The following is a 21,051-nucleotide window of genomic DNA, read 5'->3' on the forward strand; positions in this document are numbered from 1 at the left end:
AGAACGCCTCGCAATTTCAGGACAGGGGCCGCGGATCCTCCCCCGCGACCCGAGCTGGGGTCTCTCGACAAGATGCATAAGCCTTCCTCGCCCGCCGCCGGCGTTCGCAGCCAAGCTCGCCGCGCCCTGGGCGCCGCCGGCGTCGCCGGTCTCGCCCTGGCGCCCGCCGCCTTCGCCGCCGACGTCGACGCGCCAGTCGCCACGGCCCCCGGCGCGGCCGACGTGCAGGAAGTCTCCGGCGTCGCCGTCGACGCCCGCAAGGCCACCGACGTCCAGTCGGCCAAGTACACCGCCCCGCTGGTCGACACGCCGCGCTCGATCACGGTGATCTCGAGCCAGATCATCGAACAGACCGCCGCCACCTCGCTGCAGGACATCCTGCGCACCTCGCCGGGCATCACCTTCGGCGCCGGCGAAGGCGGCCAGCCGCTGGCCGACCGCCCGTTCATCCGCGGCCAGGCTTCGGGCAACAACGTCTTCGTGGACGGCATCCGCGACACGGGCGGCCAGACCCGCGAGGTCTTCAACCTCGAGCAGGTCGAGGTCATCAAGGGTCCGGACTCGGTCTACAGCGGCCGCGGCTCGGGCGGCGGCAGCATCAACCTGTCGACCAAGTCGCCCAAGGCCCGCAACTTCGCCAGCGGCTCGGCCGCCGTCGGCACCGACAACTATCTGCGCGCCACGGCCGACGCCAACTACACCTTCGCCGACAACGCCGCCTTCCGCCTGAACCTGATGGCCACCAAGGGCGACACCCCCGGCCGCGACGCGGTCGGCTTCGAGCGCTGGGGCATCGCCCCGTCGCTGGCCTTCGGCATCGACACCGACACCCAGCTGACCCTCAGCTACTACCACCTGGATACCGACCAGGATCCGGACTACGGCATCCCGCTGACGACCAAGCGCACCTGGGGCGTGGCCGGCACCGACACCCGCACCAAGCCGGCCAGCGGCATCCTCGACGTCTCGCGCGACGCCTATTACGGCCTCGACCGCGACTTCATGAAGACCAAGGCCGACATCGCCACCCTGGCGATCCGCCACAAGATCAACGACAACCTGTCGGTCCGCCAGGCCGTCCGCTACTCCAAGACGGTCAACGACTATGTCGTCACCAACCCGGGCGACGGCGGCGCGGCCCAGTTCGTGGCCGGCGAATGGTGGATCAAGCGGGGCACCAAGTCGCGCCTGAACCCGACCACCACGATCGCGGCCGTGACCGACATCAGCGGCCAGTTCAACCTCGGTTCGCTCAAGAACAGCTTCAACGCCGGCGTCGAGCTGTCGCGCGAGAAGAACGAGAACTCGAGCTACCTGATCTACACCACCAACGGCTCGGCCTGCCCGACCGGCTTCACCAACAACGTGACCACCGCCGGCGTGGGCGACTGCACCCGCCTGTACGCCCCGAACCCGAACGACTCGTGGCAGGGCGTGATCAACAAGGGCCCGGTCTCGAACTCGGTCACCAAGTCGGCGGCGATCTACGCCTTCGACACCGTGACCATCACCGAGAAGCTGCTGCTGAACGTCGGCGCCCGCTATGACAGCTACGAGACCCGCGGCCTGAACCAGACCGTGGCGACCAGCAGCAACGGCGTGGCCACCTCGATCACCCTGCTGCAACTGCCCAAGGCCAGCTGGGACTTCTTCAACTACCAGGTCGGCCTGAACTACAAGCCGACCCAGTCGAGCAGCATCTACGCCTCGTACGCCACCTCTTCGACGCCGCCGACCATCCAGGGCGGCGACCAGAACACCGCCGCCACCGCGGCCCAGGAAGTGCTGGACCCGGAAGACACCACCAGCATCGAGCTGGGCGCGAAGTGGAACCTGTTCGGCGACCAGCTGGCGCTGTCGGGCGCGGTCTTCAAGACCGAGCGCAAGAACGCCCTGATCCTCGTCGCCCAGAACAAGTCCGAGCAGGTCGGCGAGACCCAGGTGAAGGGCCTCGAACTGGGCATCTCCGGCAAGATCACGCCCAAGTGGCAGGTCTTCGGCGGCTACACCTACATGGACAGCGAACTGGTTCGCGGCGCCGTGACCGTCGTCAACGCCAACACCGGCGAGACCGCGATCAACGTCAACACCGGCGACCCGCTGGCCAACACGCCGAAAAACAGCTTCAGCCTGTTCACGACCTACCGCGTGCTCCGCCCGCTGACGATCGGCGGCGGCGCCTACTACGTGTCGAAGACCTTCGGCGGCAACCAGGGCGGCGCCGGCGGCGGGACCAACAAGATCTACATCCCGTCCTACACCCGCTACGACGCCTTCGCCTCGTACCAGATCAACGACAAGGTCGACCTGCAGCTGAACGTCCAGAACCTGACGGACGAACGCTACATCCTGCGCACCAACGGCGTGCACCACGCCGACCCGGCGCCGGCCCGCCAGACCATGCTGACGCTGAACGTCCGCTACTGATCCTTTCGCTTCGGCGAACGATCACATGACCCCGCTCGGAGCGATCCGGGCGGGGTTTTTCTTTGCGGGCGGCGGCCGACGCGATTTTCATCCCGACTGACGCGACCGGCGCGAGATTTCTCGCGCGCAGCGCGCTGACGCCAACCTTAAGTTTACCCTTGGTCGCGACAATCCGCCTCACCTTCCTCCGGGAGCTGGGATGTCCTCGCCGCCCTCGCCAGACACGCCGCCCGCGCCTCTGAGCCAGGCCGAGAGCGCGCAATGGTTCTTCGAGAACGCCCATGACCTGTTCGCGGTCGTGGCCGAAAGGCGTTTCGCCACCGTCAATCCCGCCTGGACCCGCCTGACCGGCTGGACCGCCGCCGACCTGATCGGCCAGTCGCCCCTGAAGTTCGTCGATCCCGCCGACCACCAGGAGCTGTTGGAGTCCGGCAAGGTGATCCAGGGAATGGGCGGGGCGGTGTTCCGCGTCCGCATGATCTGCAAGGACGACCGCCGCATCTGGCTCGAGGCCCACGCGCGCCTGGGCCCGGCCGGCGAGATCGTCGGCACCCTGCGCGATGTCTCGGCCGAGGTGGCCCGCAAGGCGGAACAGGCCGTTTCCCGCCGCACCCGCGAGATGCTGGCCTCGGCCGCCGGGGTCGGCGTCTGGAGCTTCGACCCCGTCGCCGACCGCATCGAATGGTCGAGCGACATCCTCAGCCTGACCGGCCTGCGCCCCGAGGAGGTGTCGACGCCCGAGGCCTTCTACGCCCGGCTCGACGAGCCCGAGCGCGGTCGCGTGCGCGCCACCTTCGCCCGCGCCGTGCGCACCGGCCAGGGGGGCACGATCGAGCACCACATGCGCGGGGCCACCGGCCAGAAGTTCGCCTTCCGCGCCACCTTCCAGACCGAGCCGCGTCCTGGCGGCGTCTTCGCCCTGCGCGGCATCTCGCAGAACATCACCGACGTCGCCCGCGACCGCGACCTGGCCCGCTGGGGCGAGGAGAAGGCCCGCAAGCTGGTCGAGGGCGCCCCCTTCGCCGTCGCCCTCTACGACCGCGAACTGCGCCTGACCGTGGTCAGCCCCCGCTTCCTCGACATCTTCCAGGCCACCGAGGCCGAGGTCATCGGCAAGTCGCTGCACGAACTGACCTACGGCGTGCGCAAGCGCTTCGTCGCCGCCGTCGAGCGGGCCCTGACCGGCCATACGGTCGTCCGCCGCGAGGACAGCCTGACCGACGGCCACGGCCGCGAGCATCGCCTGCGCTGGGAGGCCCGCCCCTGGCGCGACGCCACCGGCGCGATCGCCGGCGTCATCACCTACATGGACGACGTCACCGCCCTGACCGAGGCCCGCCGCGAGGCCCGCGCCAACGCCCGACGGCTGAAGACCGCCCTCGGCGCGGCCCAGGCCGGCGTCTACGAGATCGACCACGCCGAGAAGACCTTCTGGGGCTCGCCGGAGTTCCACCGGATCCTGGGCCAGCGCATCACCTTCGACGACGTGCGCCAGGCGATCTGGCCGATGATCCGCTCGGAGGACGTGGCGGCCGTCTACGCCGCCGGGGCCGTCGGCCGCTGGGGCGAGCGGGCCTTCGACGCCCGGGTGGTGCGCCCCAACGGCGAGGAGCGCTGGATCCGCCTGTTCCACGAGATCCGCCGCGACGCCGCGGGCCGGGTCAGCAAGGCCTATGGCCTGGTGCTCGACATCGACGAGCAGAAGCGCGCCGAGCTGGCCCTGGTGGAGGCCGAGCGCGCCGCCCAGGCCGCCAACGAGGCCAAGGCCCAGTTCCTGGCCAATATGAGCCACGAGATCCGCACGCCCATGAACGGGGTGCTGGGGGTGATCCACCTGCTCAAGCGGCAGGGCCTGTCGGCCGAAGCCGACCACCTGCTGGGCGAGGCCCTGGCCTGCGGCCGCATGCTGTCGACCCTGCTGGACGACATCATCGACTTCTCGCGCATCGAGGCCGGACGCCTGGACGTGGCCCCCGAACCGATCGACCCGGCCGACCTGGCGCACAGCGTCGCGCGCCTGCTGCGCGCCCAGGCCGAGCACAAGGGCCTGGCCCTGGTGGTCGAAGCCCCCGACCACGGCATCGTGCTGGCCGATCCCACCCGCCTGCGCCAAGCCCTGTTCAACCTGGTGGGCAACGCCGTGAAGTTCACCCTGTCGGGCTCGGTCTCGCTGCGCCTGCGCCGGGCGGAGGGGGACAAGCTGGTGTTCGAGGTTTCCGACACCGGCGTGGGCATCCCGCAGGAAGCCCAGCAGCGCCTGTTCCAGCGCTTCCAGCAGGCCGACGCCAGCACCACCCGGCGGTTCGGCGGCTCGGGCCTGGGCCTGGCCATCACCCGACGCCTGGCCCAGATGATGGGCGGCGAGGTCGAGTTCAGCTCGGTCGAGGGCGAGGGCTCGACCTTCAGCCTGTCGATCAGCGCCCCGCCGGTGCAGACCGCACCGCGCGACGAGGCCGCCGGCGACAAGATGCTGGAGGGCCTCAAGGTCCTGGTGGTGGAAGACAACCCCACCAACCGCATGGTCGCCCGCCGGATCCTGGAAATGCTCGGCGCCGACGTCGAGACGGCCGAGGATGGGCTGTCCGGGGTCGAGGCGGCGATGCGCGGCTTCGACCTGATCCTGATGGACGTGCAGATGCCCGGCGTCGACGGCCTGGAGGCCGCCCGCCGCATCCGCGCCCTGCCCGGCCCGATCGGCGCCACCCCGATCGTGGCCCTGACCGCCAACGTCCTGGCCCACCAGCGGGCCACCTACCTGGCCGCCGGCATGAACGGCGTGGCGGCAAAGCCGATCTCGCCCACCGCCCTGCTGGCCGAGATCGTCCGGGTGGCGGAGGCCGCCGGCGCCGCCGAGACCGCCGCCGCCTGACGAGCCCGCAAGATCGGCGGCCCTTTTCAGCGACCGGCGTTACGGTCTAATCCTCCTGCCAACCAGGGGGATCCGCATGACGGACACGACAGCCGGCGCCACGCAGAAGAAGGGCGCGTCGATGCGCACGGTGGTGGCGGCCTCGTCGGCCGGCACGGCCTTCGAGTGGTACGACTTCTTCATCTTCGGCAGCCTGGCCCAGGTCATTTCCAAGACCTTCTTCACCGGCCTGTCCGACACCGCCGGCTACGTGGCGGCCCTGGCGCTGTTCGGGGTCGGCTTCGCCTTCCGGCCGTTGGGCGCCCTGGTGTTCGGCAAGATCGGCGACCAGGCCGGCCGCAAGGGCGCGTTCCTGGCCACGGTGCTGCTGATGGGCGGCGCGACCTTCGCCATCGCCCTGCTGCCCACCTTCCAGCAGGCGGGGATCATCGCCCCGATCCTGCTGATCATCCTGCGCTGCGTGCAGGGTTTCGCGCTGGGCGGCGAGTACGGCGGGGCGGCGATCTACGTGGCCGAGCACTCGCCCCCCGGCCAGCGCGGCCGGGCCACCTCGTGGGTGCAGAGCTCGGCGTCGCTGGGCCTGTTCGCGGCGCTTCTCGTCATCCTGGCGACCCGTTGGCTGCTGGGCGCCCTGGTCGGCCCGGACGCCTTCGACGCCTGGGGCTGGCGCATTCCCTTCGCCGTCTCGATCGGCCTGCTGGCGGTCTCGGTCTGGATGCGCCTGAAGCTCAGCGAAAGCCCGACCTTCGCCAAGATGAAGGAGGAAGGCGCGGCGTCCAAGGCGCCCTATGCCGAGGCCTTCGGCCAGTGGAAGAACCTCAAGCTGGTGCTGCTGGCGTTCTTCGCCGTCATGTCGGCCCAGGGCGCGGTCTGGTACACGACCTTCTTCTACATCCAGACCTTCATGGAGAAGTTCCTCAAGGTCTCGCCCGGCACGATCAACGCCCTGATGATGGCCGCCGCGGCGGTCAGCGCGGTGCTCTACGTCGTGTTCGGCGCCCTGTCGGACAGGATCGGCCGCAAGCCGGTGATGCTGGGCGGCATGGCGCTGGCCCTGGCCTTCTACTTCCCAGGCTTCCACCTGCTGGAGCGCGCCGCCAACCCGGCCTTGGCCGAAGCCTCGGCCAGGGCGCCGGTCAGCGTCACCGCCGATCCGGCCGACTGCGCCCTGCAGTTCGATCCCATCGGCAAGGCCGCCTTCGTGTCGTCCTGCGACATCGCCAAGGGCGCCCTGGCCAACGCCGGCGTCTCCTACGCCAACCACGCCGGTCCGGCCGGTTCGCAGGCGATCGTCCAGGTGGGCGAGACCCGCATCGTCTCCCAAAGCGCCACGGGCCTGCCGGCCGCCGAGGCCAAGGCGGTGAAGGCCGCCGGCGAGGCCGCCATCAAGGCTGCCCTGGCCAAGGCCGGCTATCCGACCACAGCCGATCCCGAGCGAATGAACCTCTGGGGCGTGTTCGGCGTCCTCTTGGTGTTCGTGGTCGGGGCCACCGCCCTCTACGGCCCCCTGGCCGCGGCCCTGGTCGAGCTCTTCCCCACGCGGGTGCGCTACACGGCCCTGTCGCTGCCCTATCACATCGGCACGGGCTGGATCGGCGGCTTCGTGCCGTTCAGCGCCTTCGCCATCGTGGCGGCGGTCGGGGATATCTATGCCGGTCTCTGGTACCCGGTGCTCTTCACCCTGATCAGCGTGCTGGTCACCCTGTTCCTGCTGCCGGAGACCAAGGACAGGTCGCTGGACTGACCCCTCCCCCTGAAGGGGGAGGTGTCGGCGAAGCCGACGGAGGGGGACGTGGATGCTGCACCAGCAGCCCCCCTCGACCTCAGCAGAAACTTCCCCTCCGGCCCTGCGGGCCACCTCCCCCTTCTGGGGGAGGATCGGGTTCTAGTGATCCGTCGCCCGGGCCAGCTTCCAGCGGATCTTGGCGCCCTTCTCGGCGCGGACCTGGCTTTTCAGCACGATCACCCCGGCCTGGCGGGCGTGGCCGTGGTCGAAGTGCGGGGCGGCCAGGACGGCGACGTCGGGCGCGTCGTTGCGCAGCCACCAGCCGACGTTCGAAGGCCCCTTGATCAGCACGCTCTTGCCGTCGCGCGCCAGCGAGGCGCGGGCGTTGGGGTGCAGGTGGAAGCTGATCTTGAACGGGTGATAGCGGCGAGGGCCGTCGGCCTTGGCCTCGGCCATCGGGATCAGGCTGTCTTCGCCGCGCAGCTCGTCGGCGGCGAGATCCAGGAACAGGCGGCGGGCGTGCTTGAGGCCCAGGCGCCGCCAGCCATCGTGGACGATGTCGAGCCAGACGCCCTGCTCGCCGTCATGGCGGCGGGACTCGACGCTGGTCGCGCCGTCGACCAGCCAGGGGCCGAGCGCCGCGGCCCGGAAACCCGACAACGGCCGGCCGGCCGAGCCTTCGCCCACCGACACCGTCGAGGCCGCGTCCGACAGGCGGAAGGCCTGGGCGTTGGCCGCCTCGGGGCTCCAGCCGCTGGAGGTGATCAGCCGGTCCTTGCCGCAGACGATCTCCAGCGCCGCCGGCTGGGCGCAGGCCGAGCGGCTGAGCGCGCCGATCGGCGGCGCGCCGGCGTCGGCCAGCACCTGGATCGCGCCGCCCTGCATCCTCTGGAAGCCGGCGTGCGGCATGTCCATCGGCGGACGCGGGCCGTGATCGTCATGGGCCAGGGCGGCGGCGATGCGGGCCGGCTCGACGGTCTCGCCGCCGTGGAAAGCCGCCAGCTTGCCGTCGGCCAGGGTGAAGAAACGCAGGCCCGATGACAGCCGGTCGATGGCCCGGCTGACCGCTTCAGGCGTCGGCCGGCCGCGCTGGCCCAGGGCGTCGTCGAGGGTGAGCAGGTCGAACAGGAGCTCCAGCCCCGCCTCGGGCGAACGCGTGGCGTGGCCGCCGTCGGCCAAAACGATGGCGTCGATCTCGCGGGCGACGCGGCGCAGGCCCTCGGCCATCAACCGGTCGGCGGCCTTGCCCACCAGGGCGGCGCCGGCCACGGCCACCACGATCGCCCGCTCCAGGGCGCGATCGGGGGCGTCCGAAGCCTTCATCAGCTGGCGGGCGCCGCGGGCGATGTCCAGCGCCAGGGCGGCGCTCTCGGCGTCCGAAGCGCCGGGCGACAGGGTCTTGGCGGCGCAGGCCAGGTGGAAGGTGCGGCGCTCCAGGCATTCGCCCGACCACGAGAAGGCGTTCCAGGTTCCGAACACCCGCCGCCAGTCCTGGATCAGGCGCAAGGCCCGGCGCGCGCCCTCGGGACCGTGGACCAGCAGGCCGGGCAGCCAATCGAAGCGGTGCAACGCCACGGCGAAGGCGCGCGAGGGGCTGGGGGTGTCGAAGGGGTCGCCCTCGGGCCCGACCTTCAGGCTCTCGTCATGCAGGGTCAGCACGCCGTCCAGCAGCTGACGGCCGCGCAGGGCGTCGACGGGACGAGGATCGTGCGGCCGGCCCGACAGGCCGACGGGGCGCGGGGCCGAGATCACCGCCCGATGCGGCGGTGAACCGAACCACTCGCGCTCGACGGCCGCGCGGGCCGAGGCGGCGATCGACCGCGACAACACGACTCCGCGCCGCAGGGGACGCCCGGCGGGCCTGGATGCGGAAGGCGTAGCGGGCGCGCCGGTCATGCCGTGGCGTCAGCCCCCTTTGAGGGCGCTGATGTTGGCGGCGTAGGCCTGCGGGCCGCCCTTGAATACCGCCGAGCCGGCCACCAGGGCCGTGGCGCCGGCGGCGACGCATTGCGGCGCGGTGACCGGGGTCACGCCGCCGTCGACCTCCAGGATGATGTCCAGGCCCTGGGCGTCGATCAGCTTGCGCAGGGCCTCGACCTTGCGCAGCTGGCCCGGAATGAAGCTCTGGCCGCCGAAGCCTGGGTTCACCGACATGACCAGCACCAGGTCGACGTCCTCGAGGATCCATTCGACGTGGTCGAGGCTGGTCGAGGGGTTGAACACCACCCCGGCCTTGGCGCCCAGCTGGCGGATGCGCTTGAGCGAGCGGTGCAGGTGCGGCCCGGCTTCCGGGTGGATGCTGATGATGTCGGCGCCGGCCTCGCGGAACGCTTCCAGGTAGGGATCGGCCGGGCTGATCATCAGGTGCACGTCGAACGGGATCTTGGCGTGCGGCCGGATGGCTTTGACGATGTCGGGGCCCAGCGTGATGTTCGGCACGAAATGGCCGTCCATGACGTCGACGTGCACCCAGTCGGCGCCGGCCGCCTCGATGGCGGCCACTTCGGCGCCCAACTTGGCGAAGTCGGAGGCGAGGATCGACGGGGCGATGATCGGCGCGGTCATAGTATCCCTGAATTACCGGTCAAAGGCTCAAGCTACAAGCGAGTGAAGGCCGGGTTCGGCTCCCGCGCTCTACTTGGCCTTCACGAAACGAGCCGCGAAGAAGCCGTCCTGGCCGCCCTCGCGATGATGGGGCAGCAGGCGCAGCGTCCCGCGGGCGGTCAGGCTGGCCTCCGGCGCGCCGCTTTCGCCGGCCGAGATCGGGTCCAGCGAGAACTCCGGATGGCGGGCCAGGAAGGCCTCGACCTGGGCCTCGCCCTCCTCCGGCTCCAGCGAGCAGACGCAGTAGACGAGGCGGCCGCCGGGCGCGGTGCGCTGGGCGGCGCTGTCCAGCAGGGCCGACTGCACGGTCGCCAGGCTGGCCACGTCGCCGGGGCGCGCGGCCCACAGCACGTCGGGATGGCGGCGGAAGGTGCCGGTGGCCGAGCACGGCGCATCCAGCAGCACGGCGTCGAAGCTGCGCTCGTCGGTCCAGGTCGAGGCGTCGGCGGCCACGACCTCGGCTTCCAGGCTCATGCGGGCGAGGTTCTCGCCCACGCGCTTGAGGCGGGCGGCCGAGCGATCGACGGCCACGACCCTGGCGCCGGCGGCGGCCAGCTGCAGGGTCTTGCCGCCCGGGGCGGCGCAGAGGTCGACGGCGGTCTCGCCTGGCTTGACGTCCAGCAGGCGCGCGGGAATGGCGGCGGCGGCGTCCTGCACCCACCAGCTCCCGGCCTCGAAGTCGGGCCAGCCGGCCACGTCGCCGCGGCGGCGGGTGCGCAGGGTGTCGCCCGGCAGGATCTCTGCCTCCAGGGCCTCGGCGAGCGGCGCCAGATCGGTCCCCGGCTTAACGGAAAGGTCGGTGGCCGGCTCCTCGGCCACCACGGCGGCCAGGGCCCGGGCGTCGTCCTGGCCCCAGGCGCTGACCCAGCGGGCGAACAGCCACGGCGGCACGAGGGCGGCGGGATCATCGGCCGGCGCGCCGTCGCGAAGCAGGCCGCGCAGCACCGCATTGACCAGGCCCTTGAACGGACGGCTGGCCTTGTTGGCGCCGGCCAGCTCGACGCTGGTCGCCACGGCCGCGAAGGCGGGCACGTCGAGGAAGAAGGCCTGGGTCGCGCCCAGGCGCAGCAGGTTGCGCACGCGCGGCGGCGGCTCCTTGCTGAGCTTGGCGGCGAGAGCCCGGTCGACGGGTCCCAGACGGCGCAGGGCGGCCATGGCCAAGGCGCGCGCGAAGGCGCGCTCACGCGGCTCCAAGGCGCGGAAAGCGTTGGTCGTCGCGGCCTCGTCGAGGCCGCCGCGGCGCGAAAGAGCCGCGTCGAGTAGGGCGAGGGCCGCTTCCCGTGCGGGAAGGCCGTCGTTCAGTTCCTGAGTCACCGCCCCGCCGTGCCCCGCAATGAGCGCGAGCGCAAGCCCCTAGAGCCTTTTAGCTTCAGGCGATCTCGCCTGAAGCGTCCAAAAAGGCTCTATTTTTCGGGAGTTGGAGCGCGTCAGGCGGCGAAACCGCCCACACTTTCGCCTGACGCGCTCCGGGTGCTCCTTCCGCGCTTGCGTGCTATGAAACACCATGTCCGACGATCTTTCTTCCCCGTTTTCCGAGGTTCAGGACCCTGAACTGGCCCGCTTGGGCGCCGCGCCCGGCAAGGACCTGAGCCCTGCGGCGCGGCGCGCCCTGGAAGAAGCCGCGGCCCGCCGCGACGCCGAGGCGGCCCTGGCCCTGCCCACCGAGAAGGGCGGCCGCGACGGCCCCGAGCCCACGCGCTTCGGCGACTGGGAGCGCAAGGGCGTGGCGGTGGATTTCTAGCCATATCTTCCTTCTCCCTGAAGGGAGAAGGTGGCGCGAAGCGCCGGATGAGGGGTTAGGGACTGAAGACGGCGTGTCGGCACGCCGGTTGGCGGCGTCACCCCTCACCCTCCCACCGCTACGCGGCGGGCCCCTCCCTCTCCCCTCCGGGAGAGGGCCTCTCATCTCACCCCTTCGGCTTGCGCGGGGCGGCCGGCTTCTTCGCCGGAGCCTTAGGCGCGGCGGCGGCCTTGGCGACCGGCGCGGGCTTTTCAGCGGCGGGGACGACGGCGGCCACGGCCGGCTTGGCCAGCAGGTCGCGGATCTCGGTCAGCAGCTTTTCTTCCGGCGTCGGGGCGGCCGGCGCCTCGGGCGCGGGTTCGGCGGCGTCGGCGCGGCGGATCTGGTTGACCAGCTTGACCAGCAGGAACACCACGGCCGCGACGATGAAGAACTGGATCAGGGTGTTGATGAAGGCGCCGTACTGGATGGCGACCTTCTCGATCGCCTCGGTGGCCGGATCCTCGGCCCGCAGCACCCATTCCAGCTTCGAGAAGTCGAGACCGCCGGTCAGCAGGCCGATCGGCGGCATGATCACCTGGTCGACCAGGCTCTTGACGATGCCGTTGAAGGCCGCGCCGATGATGACGCCGACGGCCAGGTCGATGACGTTGCCGCGGGCGATGAACTCGCGGAATTCCTTGACGATGCTCATGCGCAAAACCCCTCGTGGCTAACCGGAACGCCGAAAGGCTGAGCCGGTTCGCCCCAAGGGGCAAGAGAGTCGGCCGGCCGACTACTCGGCGTTCAGGCGGGCGCGCAGTTCCTTGCCGCTCTTGAAGAACGGAACGTGCTTGGCGCGGACGTCGACGGTTTCCCCCGTGCGCGGGTTGCGGCCGGCGCGGGCGGGACGCGAGCGCACCGACAGGGCCCCGAAACCGCGCAGTTCGACGCGACCACCGGCCTCGAGCGCGTTGATCATCCGTTCGAGGATGACGCCGACCACGCGCTCGACGTCCTTCTGCGTCAGGTGCGGGTTTTCGTTCGCGAGCCTGGCGATGAGTTCGGACTTGATCATCGGTATCCCCTGCGCCGAGGGAGCGGCGCGCCGCGACCTTTGCCCAAGCAGGCCGCAATCTTCAAGGAAAAGGTTACGGGCCGTCCCTCAAAGACCCTTCGGCGCCCTGACGATCTCCACGTCGTAGGCGGCCTTGCGGATGGCGGCGTTGGCGGCCTCGACCTGGGCGAACGGCAGCTCGCGGGCCTCGCTGCGGGTCACCGTCTCGAAGCGGGCGACGCCGTCGGTCACCTTGGCCGACTTGGTCACCCGATAGCCGGTGGCGGCGTCCTCGCCATTGACGCCCTTGACGGTGAAGCCCTCGCCCTTGTTCGGCAGCACCACCTCCATCGTCCCATGGGTGTAGGACGGATAGCGCAGGACGAAGGGCGCGTCGGCGTTGGGGCCCGGCTCGCGACGCGGGAAGGTCGTTCCCCGGCCTTCGCCGCCGCCCAGCTTCAGCTCGCGGACCCCGAGGTCGTCGTTCAGCCGCCACTCCGGCGTGCCGGTCCCGCTCATCACGACCTTCAGCTCGCCATCCTCGGCCTTCGTCCAGTCGACGGTCTCCAGCGTGATCCAGCTGGAGGTCTTGGAGATGCTCTGCTTGAGGGCCCGCTCGATGTCGGCCTTGGGCGCGGTCTCCAGCGAGCGGCTGAAGGCCCGGGCCGCGTCGCCGCGCATCAGCATCTCGACCCGCACCGGCGCGGGCTTGTCGAGGCCGGCCGAGGCGTCGATGTGGAGCTTGGTCTCGGTCAGGGCCTGGCTCAGCGGCGGCTGCTCGATCGGCTCCAGGCCCGCCCCCTTGGCGCGCACCGGCAGGGCCCAGCGGAAGCTCGGCGGACGCAGCTGGTCGAGGCCGCCCTTGTCGCCCGAGCGCGTGCCGTCCAGCCAGTAGCTCTTCCCGCCGATGCGGGCGCGCACGATGATGTGGTTGAACTGGCCGGCGGCGGCGACCCGCTCGTCCATGCCGTCGCCGCTGGAGGTCGAGACGATGGCCGGCTCGGCCTCGACGTCCAGGCCGCGCAGCAGGGCCAGCAGCAGCACCGTCTTGCCCTTGCAGTCGCCGAAGCGCCGCGCCCAGGTCTCGTCGGCCGGCGCGGGACGATAGCCGCCGTCGCCCATGCTGAGCGCCAGGTAGCGGGTCTTGTCCTCGACCAGTTGCAGCGCGGCGAAGGCGCGTTCCTTGGGATCCTTGGTCAGGGCGGCGATGCGCGCGATCTCGGCCCGCACCGGCGAATCCGGCGCCAGCTCGGCTGCCTTGTCGTAGAGGGGATACATCCGCCGGGAGATCTCGGCCCAGTCGGCATAGGTCGAGGCCTGCAGCTCGCCCACCCGCAGGAAGCGCAGCGGCGCGCCGGCCGGGGCCTTGGGGGCCTCGGCGTCGCTCAGGTCGACGCTCAGCCGGGTGAAGCCGCCCGCCTTGGCGACCGTCGGCTGCGGAAAACCGGTCGTGGTCTTCCAGATCACCGGATTGTCCTGCGGCCACTCGATGCGCACGCGGTAGCGGCCGATCCTGTCGCCCCAGCCCATGCGCTCGAACGTCTGGCCGCGATTGTCGAGCAGCGGCTCGGTGCGGTGGACGGTGTAGGCCCAGTCGACCACGTCGCCGACCTGCAGGTCCTTGATCTGGATGCTCGCGGTCAGGCGGCCGTCGAGCATGGCGCGTTCGAGATTGGTCTCGCGGCGGATGACCAGCACGTCCTTGCCGCCCTGCAGCAGGTCGATGACCTGGTCGCCGCGACGGATGGCCAGGGTGTGCAGGGTGACCGTCTCGGCGGTCGGGTTCCATGACACCGAGCGCGAGCCGGAGCCCGACAGGCCCTCGGTCTTCACGATGCGGACGACGCGGCGGTTGTAGAAGGTCCCGCCCGAGCGCTCGAGCCGGGTCTGGCTGTCGTCGAGCAGCACCTGGGTGGCGGGGGTCTCGGGTCCGGGCTGGAGGGCGGGGATGGCGGCGACATCCACCCAGGCGGCGGGCGCGGCGTAGACCGGCTTGTCGGCCGCGGCGGCGTGGCCGGCCCACATGGCGGCCATGGCGGCGGCTGGAACCACCAGCGCGGAAGACTTGAACATGGGGCGCCCCTGCCAACTACTCAGACAAGCGGGACCATACAATCCCAGGGCGCACGGCCAAGAGTACGCGCAAAAGAAAAACGGCGGTCGGATTGCTCCGACCGCCGCCTGTCTTCAGCTCATGCCGTGAGGCAGAAGCTTAGTCCTTCGTGGCGCGCTCGCGCAGAGCGGCGCCCAGGATGTCGCCCAGCGAAGCGCCAGAGTCCGACGAGCCGAACTGCTCGATGGCTTCCTTCTCTTCGGCCATTTCCAGCGACTTGATCGACAGCGAGACGCGGCGAGCAGCCTTGTCCACGTTGGTGATCTGAGCGTCGACGCGGTCGCCCACGGCGAAGCGCTCGGGGCGCTGTTCCTGACGATCGCGCGACAGGTCCGACTTGCGGATGAAGGCGGTCATCGGGGCGTCGTCTTCACCGAAGCGGACTTCGATGCCGCCCGAGGTGACTTCCGTGACGGTGACGGTCACGGTCTGGTTCTTGCGGAAGGTGTCGCCCGACATCGGGTCGCCGGCCAGCTGCTTGATGCCCAGCGAGATGCGTTCCTTCTCGATGTCGACATCGAGAACCTTCGCCTTGACGACGTCGCCCTTCTTGTAGCGAGCCATGGCTTCTTCGCCGGCGACGCTCCAGTCGATGTCCGACAGGTGCACCATGCCGTCGATGTCGTTGTCGAGGCCGACGAACAGACCGAATTCGGTCGCGTTCTTGACTTCGCCTTCGACGGTCGAGCCGATCGGGTGAGCCTCGACGAAGGCTTCCCACGGGTTGGCCAGGGCTTGCTTCAGGCCCAGCGAGACGCGGCGCTTGGACGGATCGACGTCCAGAACCACGACGTCGACTTCCTGCGAGGTCGACACGATCTTGCCGGGGTGGACGTTCTTCTTGGTCCACGACATTTCCGACACGTGCACCAGGCCTTCAACGCCGGCTTCCAGCTCCACGAAGGCGCCGTAGTCGGTGATGTTGGTGATGCGGCCGGTGAACTTGGCGCCGACCGGGTACTTGGCTTCGACGCCGTCCCACGGATCCGACTGCAGCTGCTTCATGCCGAGCGAGATGCGCTGGGTGTCCGGGTTGATCTTGACGATCTGGACCTTCACGGTGTCGCCCACGGCGAGCACTTGGCTCGGGTGGTTGACGCGCTTCCAGCTCATGTCGGTGACGTGCAGCAGGCCGTCGATGCCGCCCAGGTCGACGAACGCACCGTAGTCGGTGATGTTCTTGACGACGCCTTCGCGGATTTCACCCTCTTGCAGCTGCGACACCAGTTCGGTGCGCTGCTCGGCGCGGGCTTCTTCCAGGATGGCGCGACGCGAGACGACGATGTTGCCGCGCGGACGGTCCATCTTCAGGATGGCGAAGGGCTGTTCCTTGCCCATCAGCGGGCCGACGTCGCGCACCGGACGGATGTCGACTTGCGAGCCCGGCAGGAAGGCCGAGGCGCCGCCGAGGTCGACGGTGAAGCCACCCTTCACGCGGCCGACGATCGCGCCCATGACGGGTTCGTTCTTGGCGTAGACGCCTTCCAGGCGGGTCCAGGCTTCTTCGCGCTTGGCCTTTTCGCGGCTGATCACCGCTTCGCCCATGGCGTTTTCGAGGCGCTCGAGGAAGACTTCGACGGTGTCGCCGACCTTGATGGTCGCCTTGCCGGCTTCGTCGACGCCGAATTCCTTCAGCTGGACGCGGCCTTCGGTCTTCAGACCGACGTCGATGATCGCGAAGTCCTTCTCGATCCCAACGACCTTGCCCTTGACCACGGAGCCTTCCGCGAAGTCGCGGCCGCCCATGGAGTCGTTGAGGAGCGCTTCGAAATCGTCGCGCGTGGGGTTGAAGCTCATATCGTCAGCCATGCTGATCTAAGATCTCTGGGTTGTGGGAAGCCCTGCGATGAGCGCCGCCGGGTGACGGTTCTCGGGATTCCGGGTGAAGTTGATTTTGATGCGATCCGGCGCTTCCAAAGCGGCGGCGAGGCGGGCGTTAGATTAGCCCTTGGAGTTTCCTCACCGGGCGCGCGCCGTCTCGACGATGCGGAGAGCCGCATCGAAGGCCTGGGATATAGTCATTTCCGACGTATCAAGCAAGATAGCGTCCACAGCCTGGGCCATGGGGGCGTCCTTGCGGCCGCCGTCGCGCTCGTCGCGCTTTCTGATGTCGGCCAGGATCTCGTCGAAGGTGACGCTCTCGCCCTGCCCGGTCAGCTGCTTCCAGCGGCGGTCGGCGCGCACTTCGGCGCTGGCGGTGACATAGAGCTTGGCCGGCGCCTCGGGGGCGATGACCGTGCCGATGTCGCGCCCGTCGAGCACCGCGCCGCCCTGCTGGCCGGCGAAGGCGCGCTGCAGGTCGAACAGGGCCGAACGCACGCCCGGATGCACGGCGACCCGGCTGGCGGCCTCGCCGGCCGCGCGGGTGCGCACCTCGGGACGCTCCAGTTCGGCCAGGTCCAGGCCTCGGGCCGAGGCCTCGGCCGCCGCCGCGTCGTCAAGGTCGCCGCCGGCGTCCAGCAGGCGCACGCCCACGGCCCGATAGAGCAGGCCGGTGTCGAGCATCGGCAGGCCGTAATGGGCCGCCAGGCGCGAGGCGATTGTGCCCTTGCCCGAGGCGGCGGGGCCGTCGACGGCGATCACGAAACCCATGGATCAGGCCTCGGCGATCGAGCCGCCCAGGCCCGTCATCAGCGACACGAAGCCGGGGAAGCTGGTGGCGATCATGCCCGGCTCGTCGATCTCGACGGGCTCCTCGGCGGCCAGGCCCAGGATCAGGTGGCTCATGGCGATGCGGTGATCGCCGTGGGTGATCACCTTGCCGCCGCCGCGCACCGGATGGTTGCCGCCTTGCGTGCCAACCACGGTCATGCCCTCGGGCTCTTCCTCGACCGTGACGCCGCAGGCCGTCAGGCCCGCCGCCGTCAGGGCGATGCGGTCGCTTTCCTTGACCCGCATCTCGCCGATGCCGCGCATGACGGTCGGACCGTCGGCGAAGGCGGCCGCGACGGCCAGGATCGGATATTCGTCGATCATCGCCGGGGCGCGCTCGGGCGGCACGACGACGCCCTTCAGCTGCGAATGGCGGGCGGTGATGTCGCCGACCTCCTCGCCGCTCTCGACGCGGACGTTCGAGATGGTCAGGTCGGCGCCCATTTCCTGCAGGGTCGTGAAGAGGCCGGTGCGCAGCACGTTGAGCATCACGCCCTCGACGGTCACTTCCGAGCCGGGGACGATCAGGGCCGCGACCAGCGGGAAGGCGGCCGACGACGGGTCGCCCGGCACCTGCACGTGCGTGCCCTTCAGCTTCTGGCCTTCCGGCAGGCGCACGTGGCGAACGACATGGTCGCCACTGGGCTTGTCCTCGACCAGCACCTCGGCGCCGAAGGCCCGCAGCATGCGCTCGGTGTGGTCGCGCGTGGCTTCCGGCTCGACAACCTCGACGCCGCCCTCGGCGTGCAGGCCGGCCAGCAGCACGGCCGACTTCACCTGGGCCGAGGCCATCGGCAGGGTGTAGACGAGGCCGCGCAAGCTGCCGCCCTTCAGGGTCAGCGGCAGGCGGCCCTTGTCGCGGCCGTACCAGGTGGCGCCCATGCGGGCCAGCGGATCGAGCACGCGGCCCATCGGACGACCACGCAGGCTGGCGTCGCCGGTGAAGGTCGCGCACATGGAAAAGCCCGCCGCCGCGCCCATGATCAGCCGCACGCCGGTGCCGGCGTTGCCGCAGTCGATGACGTCCGAGGGTTCGGAAAAGCCGCCCTTGCCCTCGACGCGCCAGCGGCCGACGCCTTCCTTCTCGACGCGCGCGCCGAAGGCCTGCATGGCCCGCGCGGTCGCCAGGACGTCGTCGCCTTCCAGCAGCCCCTCGATGGTGGTGGTGCCGCTCGCAAGCGCGCCCAGGATCATCGAACGGTGCGAAATGGACTTGTCGCCAGGCGCCCGAACCGTACCGCGAAGGCTCCCGCCCGGGGCGCTCTTCAATCCAGCCGTGGTCATGCCGAAACCGGCTCCTTGCAACATAGGTGTTTCGCGAAGGGGTTTGCTTTTGACAGCGGCCTCCCGTCATGGCAAGTCAGCCGCCGCTTTTCCCATCAGGATCAAAGGGTCGCCGCCTTGGCTAATCCCGACTTGGGCGCAAAACAAATCTGCCCCAACTGCCAGTCGAAGTTCTACGACCTCAACCGTCGTCCTGCCGTTTGCCCCAAGTGCGGCGAACAGTTCGACCCGGAAGAGGCGCTGAAGTCCCGCCGCGTGCGCGCCCGCGCCATTACGCCGGACTACGACGCCGAGGACGAAAAGGAAGCCCCTGCTCCGAAGGAGCAGGACGGCTACGAGGACGAGGTCGACGAGACCCCGGAAATCGACGAGGCCGCCGAGGCTGACGTCGCCGAAAGCGACGACGAGGACGGCGACCCGACCGCCGAACCGTCTCCGGCCGGCGACGACCTGGGCGTCGACTTCGCCGAGGACGAGGATCTGGCCGACGAGGACACCGACGACGTCCCCTTCCTCGAAGACGAGGACGAGGACGATCTCGGCGACGAGATCGAAGGCCTGCCGGGCGACGAAGACGACGACCGGTAAGACGAATGCGCCGGGGTCGGAGCGATCCGACCCCGGTCTTTCGGGTTCTCCACAGCGTTTCGTCGCACCCCGAAAAAAAGTGCGTCGAGGGGCTTGATCCCGGAAACACCTCGGCATAGGTTCCGCGCCTCTTCGGGGGACAGCCACTCGGAACCGCCGAAGAGACTAAGGAATTCGACAGGAAGTCTTCGTGATTTCCCAGAGCGCCTTGGGGCTATAGCTCAGCTGGTAGAGCGCTTGAATGGCATTCAAGAGGTCAGCGGTTCGACTCCGCTTAGCTCCACCAAAACGGCCGCTTCCCTAAAGGGAGCGGCCGTTTCCATTTGGAGCCCGCCCCGCCTGCGGCCTTCCAACAAATTTGCCTTCCTGGGCCCTGCGCCCAGGATCCATGACCCAGCCTGCTCATACCTTTCGCACACGGGCGCCGCCTGAGCGGCCGTCGACATGGACCCTCGCCACAAGGGCGAGGGAAGCGGGAAGAAAGGCGGGAGCCGCCCGTCAGGCGGCCCCACATCAACGGCCGGCGATCAACCCCGCCAACCGGCGCACGCCCTCCTCGATCTGCTCGGGCGGCAGCAGGGAGTAGCTGAGGCGCAGGGTGTTGGCTGCGGGCGACTCGGCGAAGAACGGGGCGCCGGGCACGAAGGCGACGCGGGCCTCGACCAGGGCGCGCTCCAGAAGGGCCTTGCCGTCGATTCCCTCCGGCAGGGTCAGCCACACGAACATGCCGCCCTCGGGCGAGATCCAGGAGACGCCGGCGGGCATATGCCGCTCCAGCGCCGCCAGCATCGCCCGGGCCTGGCCGCCATAGACGGCCCGCAGATTGCCCAGGTGCTGGTCATAGCCTTCGGCGACCACGCGGTGGGCGACCATCTGGTTGATGGTCGAGACATGCAGGTCGCCGCCCTGCTTGAGCAGCACCAGCTTCTCGATCGCCGCCTTCGGGCCGCAGATCCAGCCGATCCGCAGGGCCGGCGACAGGGTCTTGGACAAGGTGCCGCAGAACAGGGTGCGCGCCGCCTCGATCGAGCCCTTGCGGGCGATGTCCAGCGCCAGCAGCGAGGGGATGGCCTCGCCGCCGAAGCGCAGCTCGCGATAGGCGGCGTCCTCGACCAGCGGGAAGTCGACGGCGTCGGCCAGGTCCAGCAGGGCCTCTCGCTCGGCCAGGGTGAGGCTGACGCCGGTGGGATTGGCAAAGTCGGGCACGAAGTAACCCAGGCGGGGCTTGCGGGCCTCCACGGCCTTCTGGGCCGCCGGATCACGGGCCAGAGCGCCCTCGGGCAGGTCGAGATATGCCGGCTGGTAGGCGTTGAAGGCCTGCAGCGCGCCCAGATAGGTCGGTCGGGCCACCATGACGGGCGCGCCGGGGTCCAGGAACAGCTTGCCCAGGAGGTCGAGCGCCTGCTGCGAGCCGGCGGTCAGCAGCACGTTCTCGGGCTCGCACGGCATGCCGTCGCGGGTCATGCGCTCGGCGATCCAGCGGCGCAGCGGCCCGTGCCCTTCGCTGACAGTGTATTGCAGGGCCTGGGCGGCCTGGGCGCCGTCGCCGAGAATCTCGGCGTAGGCCTGGCGGATCGGCCCGGCCGGAAACAGCGCCGGATCGGGGATCCCGCCGGCGAAGGACAGGATGTCGGGCTGCTCGAGCAGCTTCAGCAGTTCGCGGATCTCGCTGGCGCGAATGCCGGCCATGCGCGCGGAAAAGCGCGCGGCCCACTCCTGCTTGGCGCAGTCCTGCTTGGCCCCGGCTTGATTGGCCAGGTCTTGGGTGTCGATGGTCATGTGGTCTTCTTCGTCGAGACTGTCGTGCGGCGGCCTTGGCCGCCGGTCTTCTGAGTTCGACGGCGGCCTGGTGGTCCGTCGCCTGGGCGCAGATAAGCGCCACGCCTGATCCCTAGCGGTCAGGCGCTGCCTACGAGTCCGTTCGTGCCCAGGGAGCGGCGGCGCTGAAAGCGCCGGGTCCCGCGTGCGATCGCGATCATGGCCGCGACCCTAGCGGCGCCGGCCGTGCAAG

At 70.0% G+C, this 21,051-nt stretch carries 14 protein-coding genes, 1 tRNA gene and 1 pseudogene; 6 read left to right on the forward strand and 10 right to left on the reverse strand.

Annotated elements, in window-relative coordinates; translation table 11 throughout:
* Positions 1–72 precede the first annotated feature (72 nt).
* The 3 genes from V6S85_RS04500 to V6S85_RS04510 all read left to right on the forward strand — a co-directional run bounded on the left by V6S85_RS04500 (position 73) and on the right by V6S85_RS04510 (position 7,040).
* Positions 73–2,427, forward strand: a complete 2,355-nt coding sequence (locus V6S85_RS04500; protein ID WP_334348175.1) for a TonB-dependent receptor — start codon at positions 73–75, stop codon at positions 2,425–2,427.
* 199 nt (positions 2,428–2,626) lie between these two features.
* Positions 2,627–5,296 carry a PAS domain S-box protein gene (locus V6S85_RS04505; RefSeq protein WP_116569411.1) on the forward strand — a complete coding sequence of 890 codons (2,670 nt, stop codon included), beginning with the start codon at positions 2,627–2,629 and terminating at the stop codon, positions 5,294–5,296.
* Between the two features lie 76 nt (positions 5,297–5,372).
* Entirely contained in the window at positions 5,373–7,040 is a 1,668-nt protein-coding gene (locus tag V6S85_RS04510; protein WP_334348176.1) for an MFS transporter, read from the forward strand.
* Between the two features lie 141 nt (positions 7,041–7,181).
* Here the strand turns inward: V6S85_RS04510 and V6S85_RS04515 are convergent, their stop codons facing one another.
* The 3 genes from V6S85_RS04515 to V6S85_RS04525 all read right to left on the reverse strand — a co-directional run bounded on the left by V6S85_RS04515 (position 7,182) and on the right by V6S85_RS04525 (position 10,940).
* Entirely contained in the window at positions 7,182–8,918 is a 1,737-nt protein-coding gene (locus V6S85_RS04515; protein WP_334348177.1) for a heparinase II/III family protein, read from the reverse strand.
* Positions 8,919–8,927: 9 nt separating this feature from the next.
* On the reverse strand, positions 8,928–9,587 hold the full coding sequence (rpe, locus tag V6S85_RS04520) for a ribulose-phosphate 3-epimerase (RefSeq protein WP_334348178.1): 660 nt from the start codon (positions 9,585–9,587) through the stop codon (positions 8,928–8,930).
* A gap of 69 nt (positions 9,588–9,656) precedes the next feature.
* Positions 9,657–10,940, reverse strand: a complete 1,284-nt coding sequence (locus V6S85_RS04525; protein WP_116569407.1) for an RsmB/NOP family class I SAM-dependent RNA methyltransferase — start codon at positions 10,938–10,940, stop codon at positions 9,657–9,659.
* Positions 10,941–11,130: 190 nt separating this feature from the next.
* Between V6S85_RS04525 and V6S85_RS04530 the strand changes: the two genes are divergently transcribed.
* The gene (locus V6S85_RS04530; protein ID WP_334348179.1) at positions 11,131–11,367 is read left to right on the forward strand and encodes a DUF1674 domain-containing protein; all 237 of its coding nucleotides are present in this window, start codon (positions 11,131–11,133) and stop codon (positions 11,365–11,367) included.
* A gap of 283 nt (positions 11,368–11,650) precedes the next feature.
* Here the strand turns inward: V6S85_RS04530 and mscL are convergent.
* The 6 genes and pseudogenes from mscL to aroA form a co-directional block, all read right to left on the reverse strand.
* Positions 11,651–12,061, reverse strand: a pseudogene (gene mscL / locus V6S85_RS04535) (large-conductance mechanosensitive channel protein MscL); the annotation flags it as partial.
* A gap of 81 nt (positions 12,062–12,142) precedes the next feature.
* Positions 12,143–12,424: an integration host factor subunit beta gene (locus tag V6S85_RS04540; protein WP_058348974.1), complete on the reverse strand. Its 282-nt coding sequence runs from the start codon at positions 12,422–12,424 to the stop codon at positions 12,143–12,145.
* Between the two features lie 87 nt (positions 12,425–12,511).
* Entirely contained in the window at positions 12,512–14,476 is a 1,965-nt protein-coding gene (locus V6S85_RS04545) for a DUF3857 domain-containing protein (protein ID WP_334348180.1), read from the reverse strand.
* A gap of 139 nt (positions 14,477–14,615) precedes the next feature.
* Positions 14,616–16,325, reverse strand: a complete 1,710-nt coding sequence (gene rpsA / locus V6S85_RS04550; protein ID WP_101720493.1) for a 30S ribosomal protein S1 — start codon at positions 16,323–16,325, stop codon at positions 14,616–14,618.
* Between the two features lie 150 nt (positions 16,326–16,475).
* Positions 16,476–17,108 carry a (d)CMP kinase gene (cmk, locus tag V6S85_RS04555; RefSeq protein WP_334348181.1) on the reverse strand — a complete coding sequence of 211 codons (633 nt, stop codon included), beginning with the start codon at positions 17,106–17,108 and terminating at the stop codon, positions 16,476–16,478.
* A 3-nt stretch (positions 17,109–17,111) separates the two neighbouring features.
* Positions 17,112–18,452, reverse strand: a complete 1,341-nt coding sequence (aroA, locus tag V6S85_RS04560; RefSeq protein ID WP_334348182.1) for a 3-phosphoshikimate 1-carboxyvinyltransferase — start codon at positions 18,450–18,452, stop codon at positions 17,112–17,114.
* 117 nt (positions 18,453–18,569) lie between these two features.
* Between aroA and V6S85_RS04565 the strand changes: the two genes are divergently transcribed.
* Together V6S85_RS04565 and V6S85_RS04570 are read left to right on the forward strand one after the other, a co-directional pair.
* Positions 18,570–19,040 (forward strand): TIGR02300 family protein, encoded by a 471-nt coding sequence (locus V6S85_RS04565; protein ID WP_116569403.1) that lies wholly within the window; start codon positions 18,570–18,572, stop codon positions 19,038–19,040.
* 210 nt (positions 19,041–19,250) lie between these two features.
* Positions 19,251–19,326, forward strand: a tRNA-Ala gene (locus V6S85_RS04570).
* A 227-nt stretch (positions 19,327–19,553) separates the two neighbouring features.
* Here the strand turns inward: V6S85_RS04570 and V6S85_RS04575 are convergent.
* Positions 19,554–20,819, reverse strand: coding sequence for an aminotransferase-like domain-containing protein (locus tag V6S85_RS04575; protein WP_334348183.1), 1,266 nt, complete (start codon positions 20,817–20,819; stop codon positions 19,554–19,556).
* Between the last annotated feature and the right edge of the window lie 232 nt (positions 20,820–21,051).

The organism is Caulobacter sp. CCNWLW153 (assembly GCF_036889365.1).
Taxonomy (GTDB): domain Bacteria; phylum Pseudomonadota; class Alphaproteobacteria; order Caulobacterales; family Caulobacteraceae; genus Caulobacter; species Caulobacter radicis.

Bases quoted from the DNA above. Each gene is read 5' to 3' on its own strand.
- V6S85_RS04500 (WP_334348175.1), top strand. From the start codon at position 73: ATGCATAAGCCTTCCTCGCCCGCCGCCGGCGTTCGCAGCCAAGCTCGC.
- V6S85_RS04505 (WP_116569411.1), top strand. From the start codon at position 2,627: ATGTCCTCGCCGCCCTCGCCAGACACGCCGCCCGCGCCTCTGAGCCAG.
- V6S85_RS04510 (WP_334348176.1), top strand. From the start codon at position 5,373: ATGACGGACACGACAGCCGGCGCCACGCAGAAGAAGGGCGCGTCGATG.
- V6S85_RS04515 (WP_334348177.1), bottom strand. From the start codon at position 8,918: ATGACCGGCGCGCCCGCTACGCCTTCCGCATCCAGGCCCGCCGGGCGT.
- rpe (WP_334348178.1), bottom strand. From the start codon at position 9,587: ATGACCGCGCCGATCATCGCCCCGTCGATCCTCGCCTCCGACTTCGCC.
- V6S85_RS04530 (WP_334348179.1), top strand. From the start codon at position 11,131: ATGTCCGACGATCTTTCTTCCCCGTTTTCCGAGGTTCAGGACCCTGAA.
- V6S85_RS04540 (WP_058348974.1), bottom strand. From the start codon at position 12,424: ATGATCAAGTCCGAACTCATCGCCAGGCTCGCGAACGAAAACCCGCAC.
- V6S85_RS04545 (WP_334348180.1), bottom strand. From the start codon at position 14,476: ATGTTCAAGTCTTCCGCGCTGGTGGTTCCAGCCGCCGCCATGGCCGCC.
- rpsA (WP_101720493.1), bottom strand. From the start codon at position 16,325: ATGGCTGACGATATGAGCTTCAACCCCACGCGCGACGATTTCGAAGCG.
- cmk (WP_334348181.1), bottom strand. From the start codon at position 17,108: ATGGGTTTCGTGATCGCCGTCGACGGCCCCGCCGCCTCGGGCAAGGGC.
- aroA (WP_334348182.1), bottom strand. From the start codon at position 18,452: ATGACCACGGCTGGATTGAAGAGCGCCCCGGGCGGGAGCCTTCGCGGT.
- V6S85_RS04575 (WP_334348183.1), bottom strand. From the start codon at position 20,819: ATGACCATCGACACCCAAGACCTGGCCAATCAAGCCGGGGCCAAGCAG.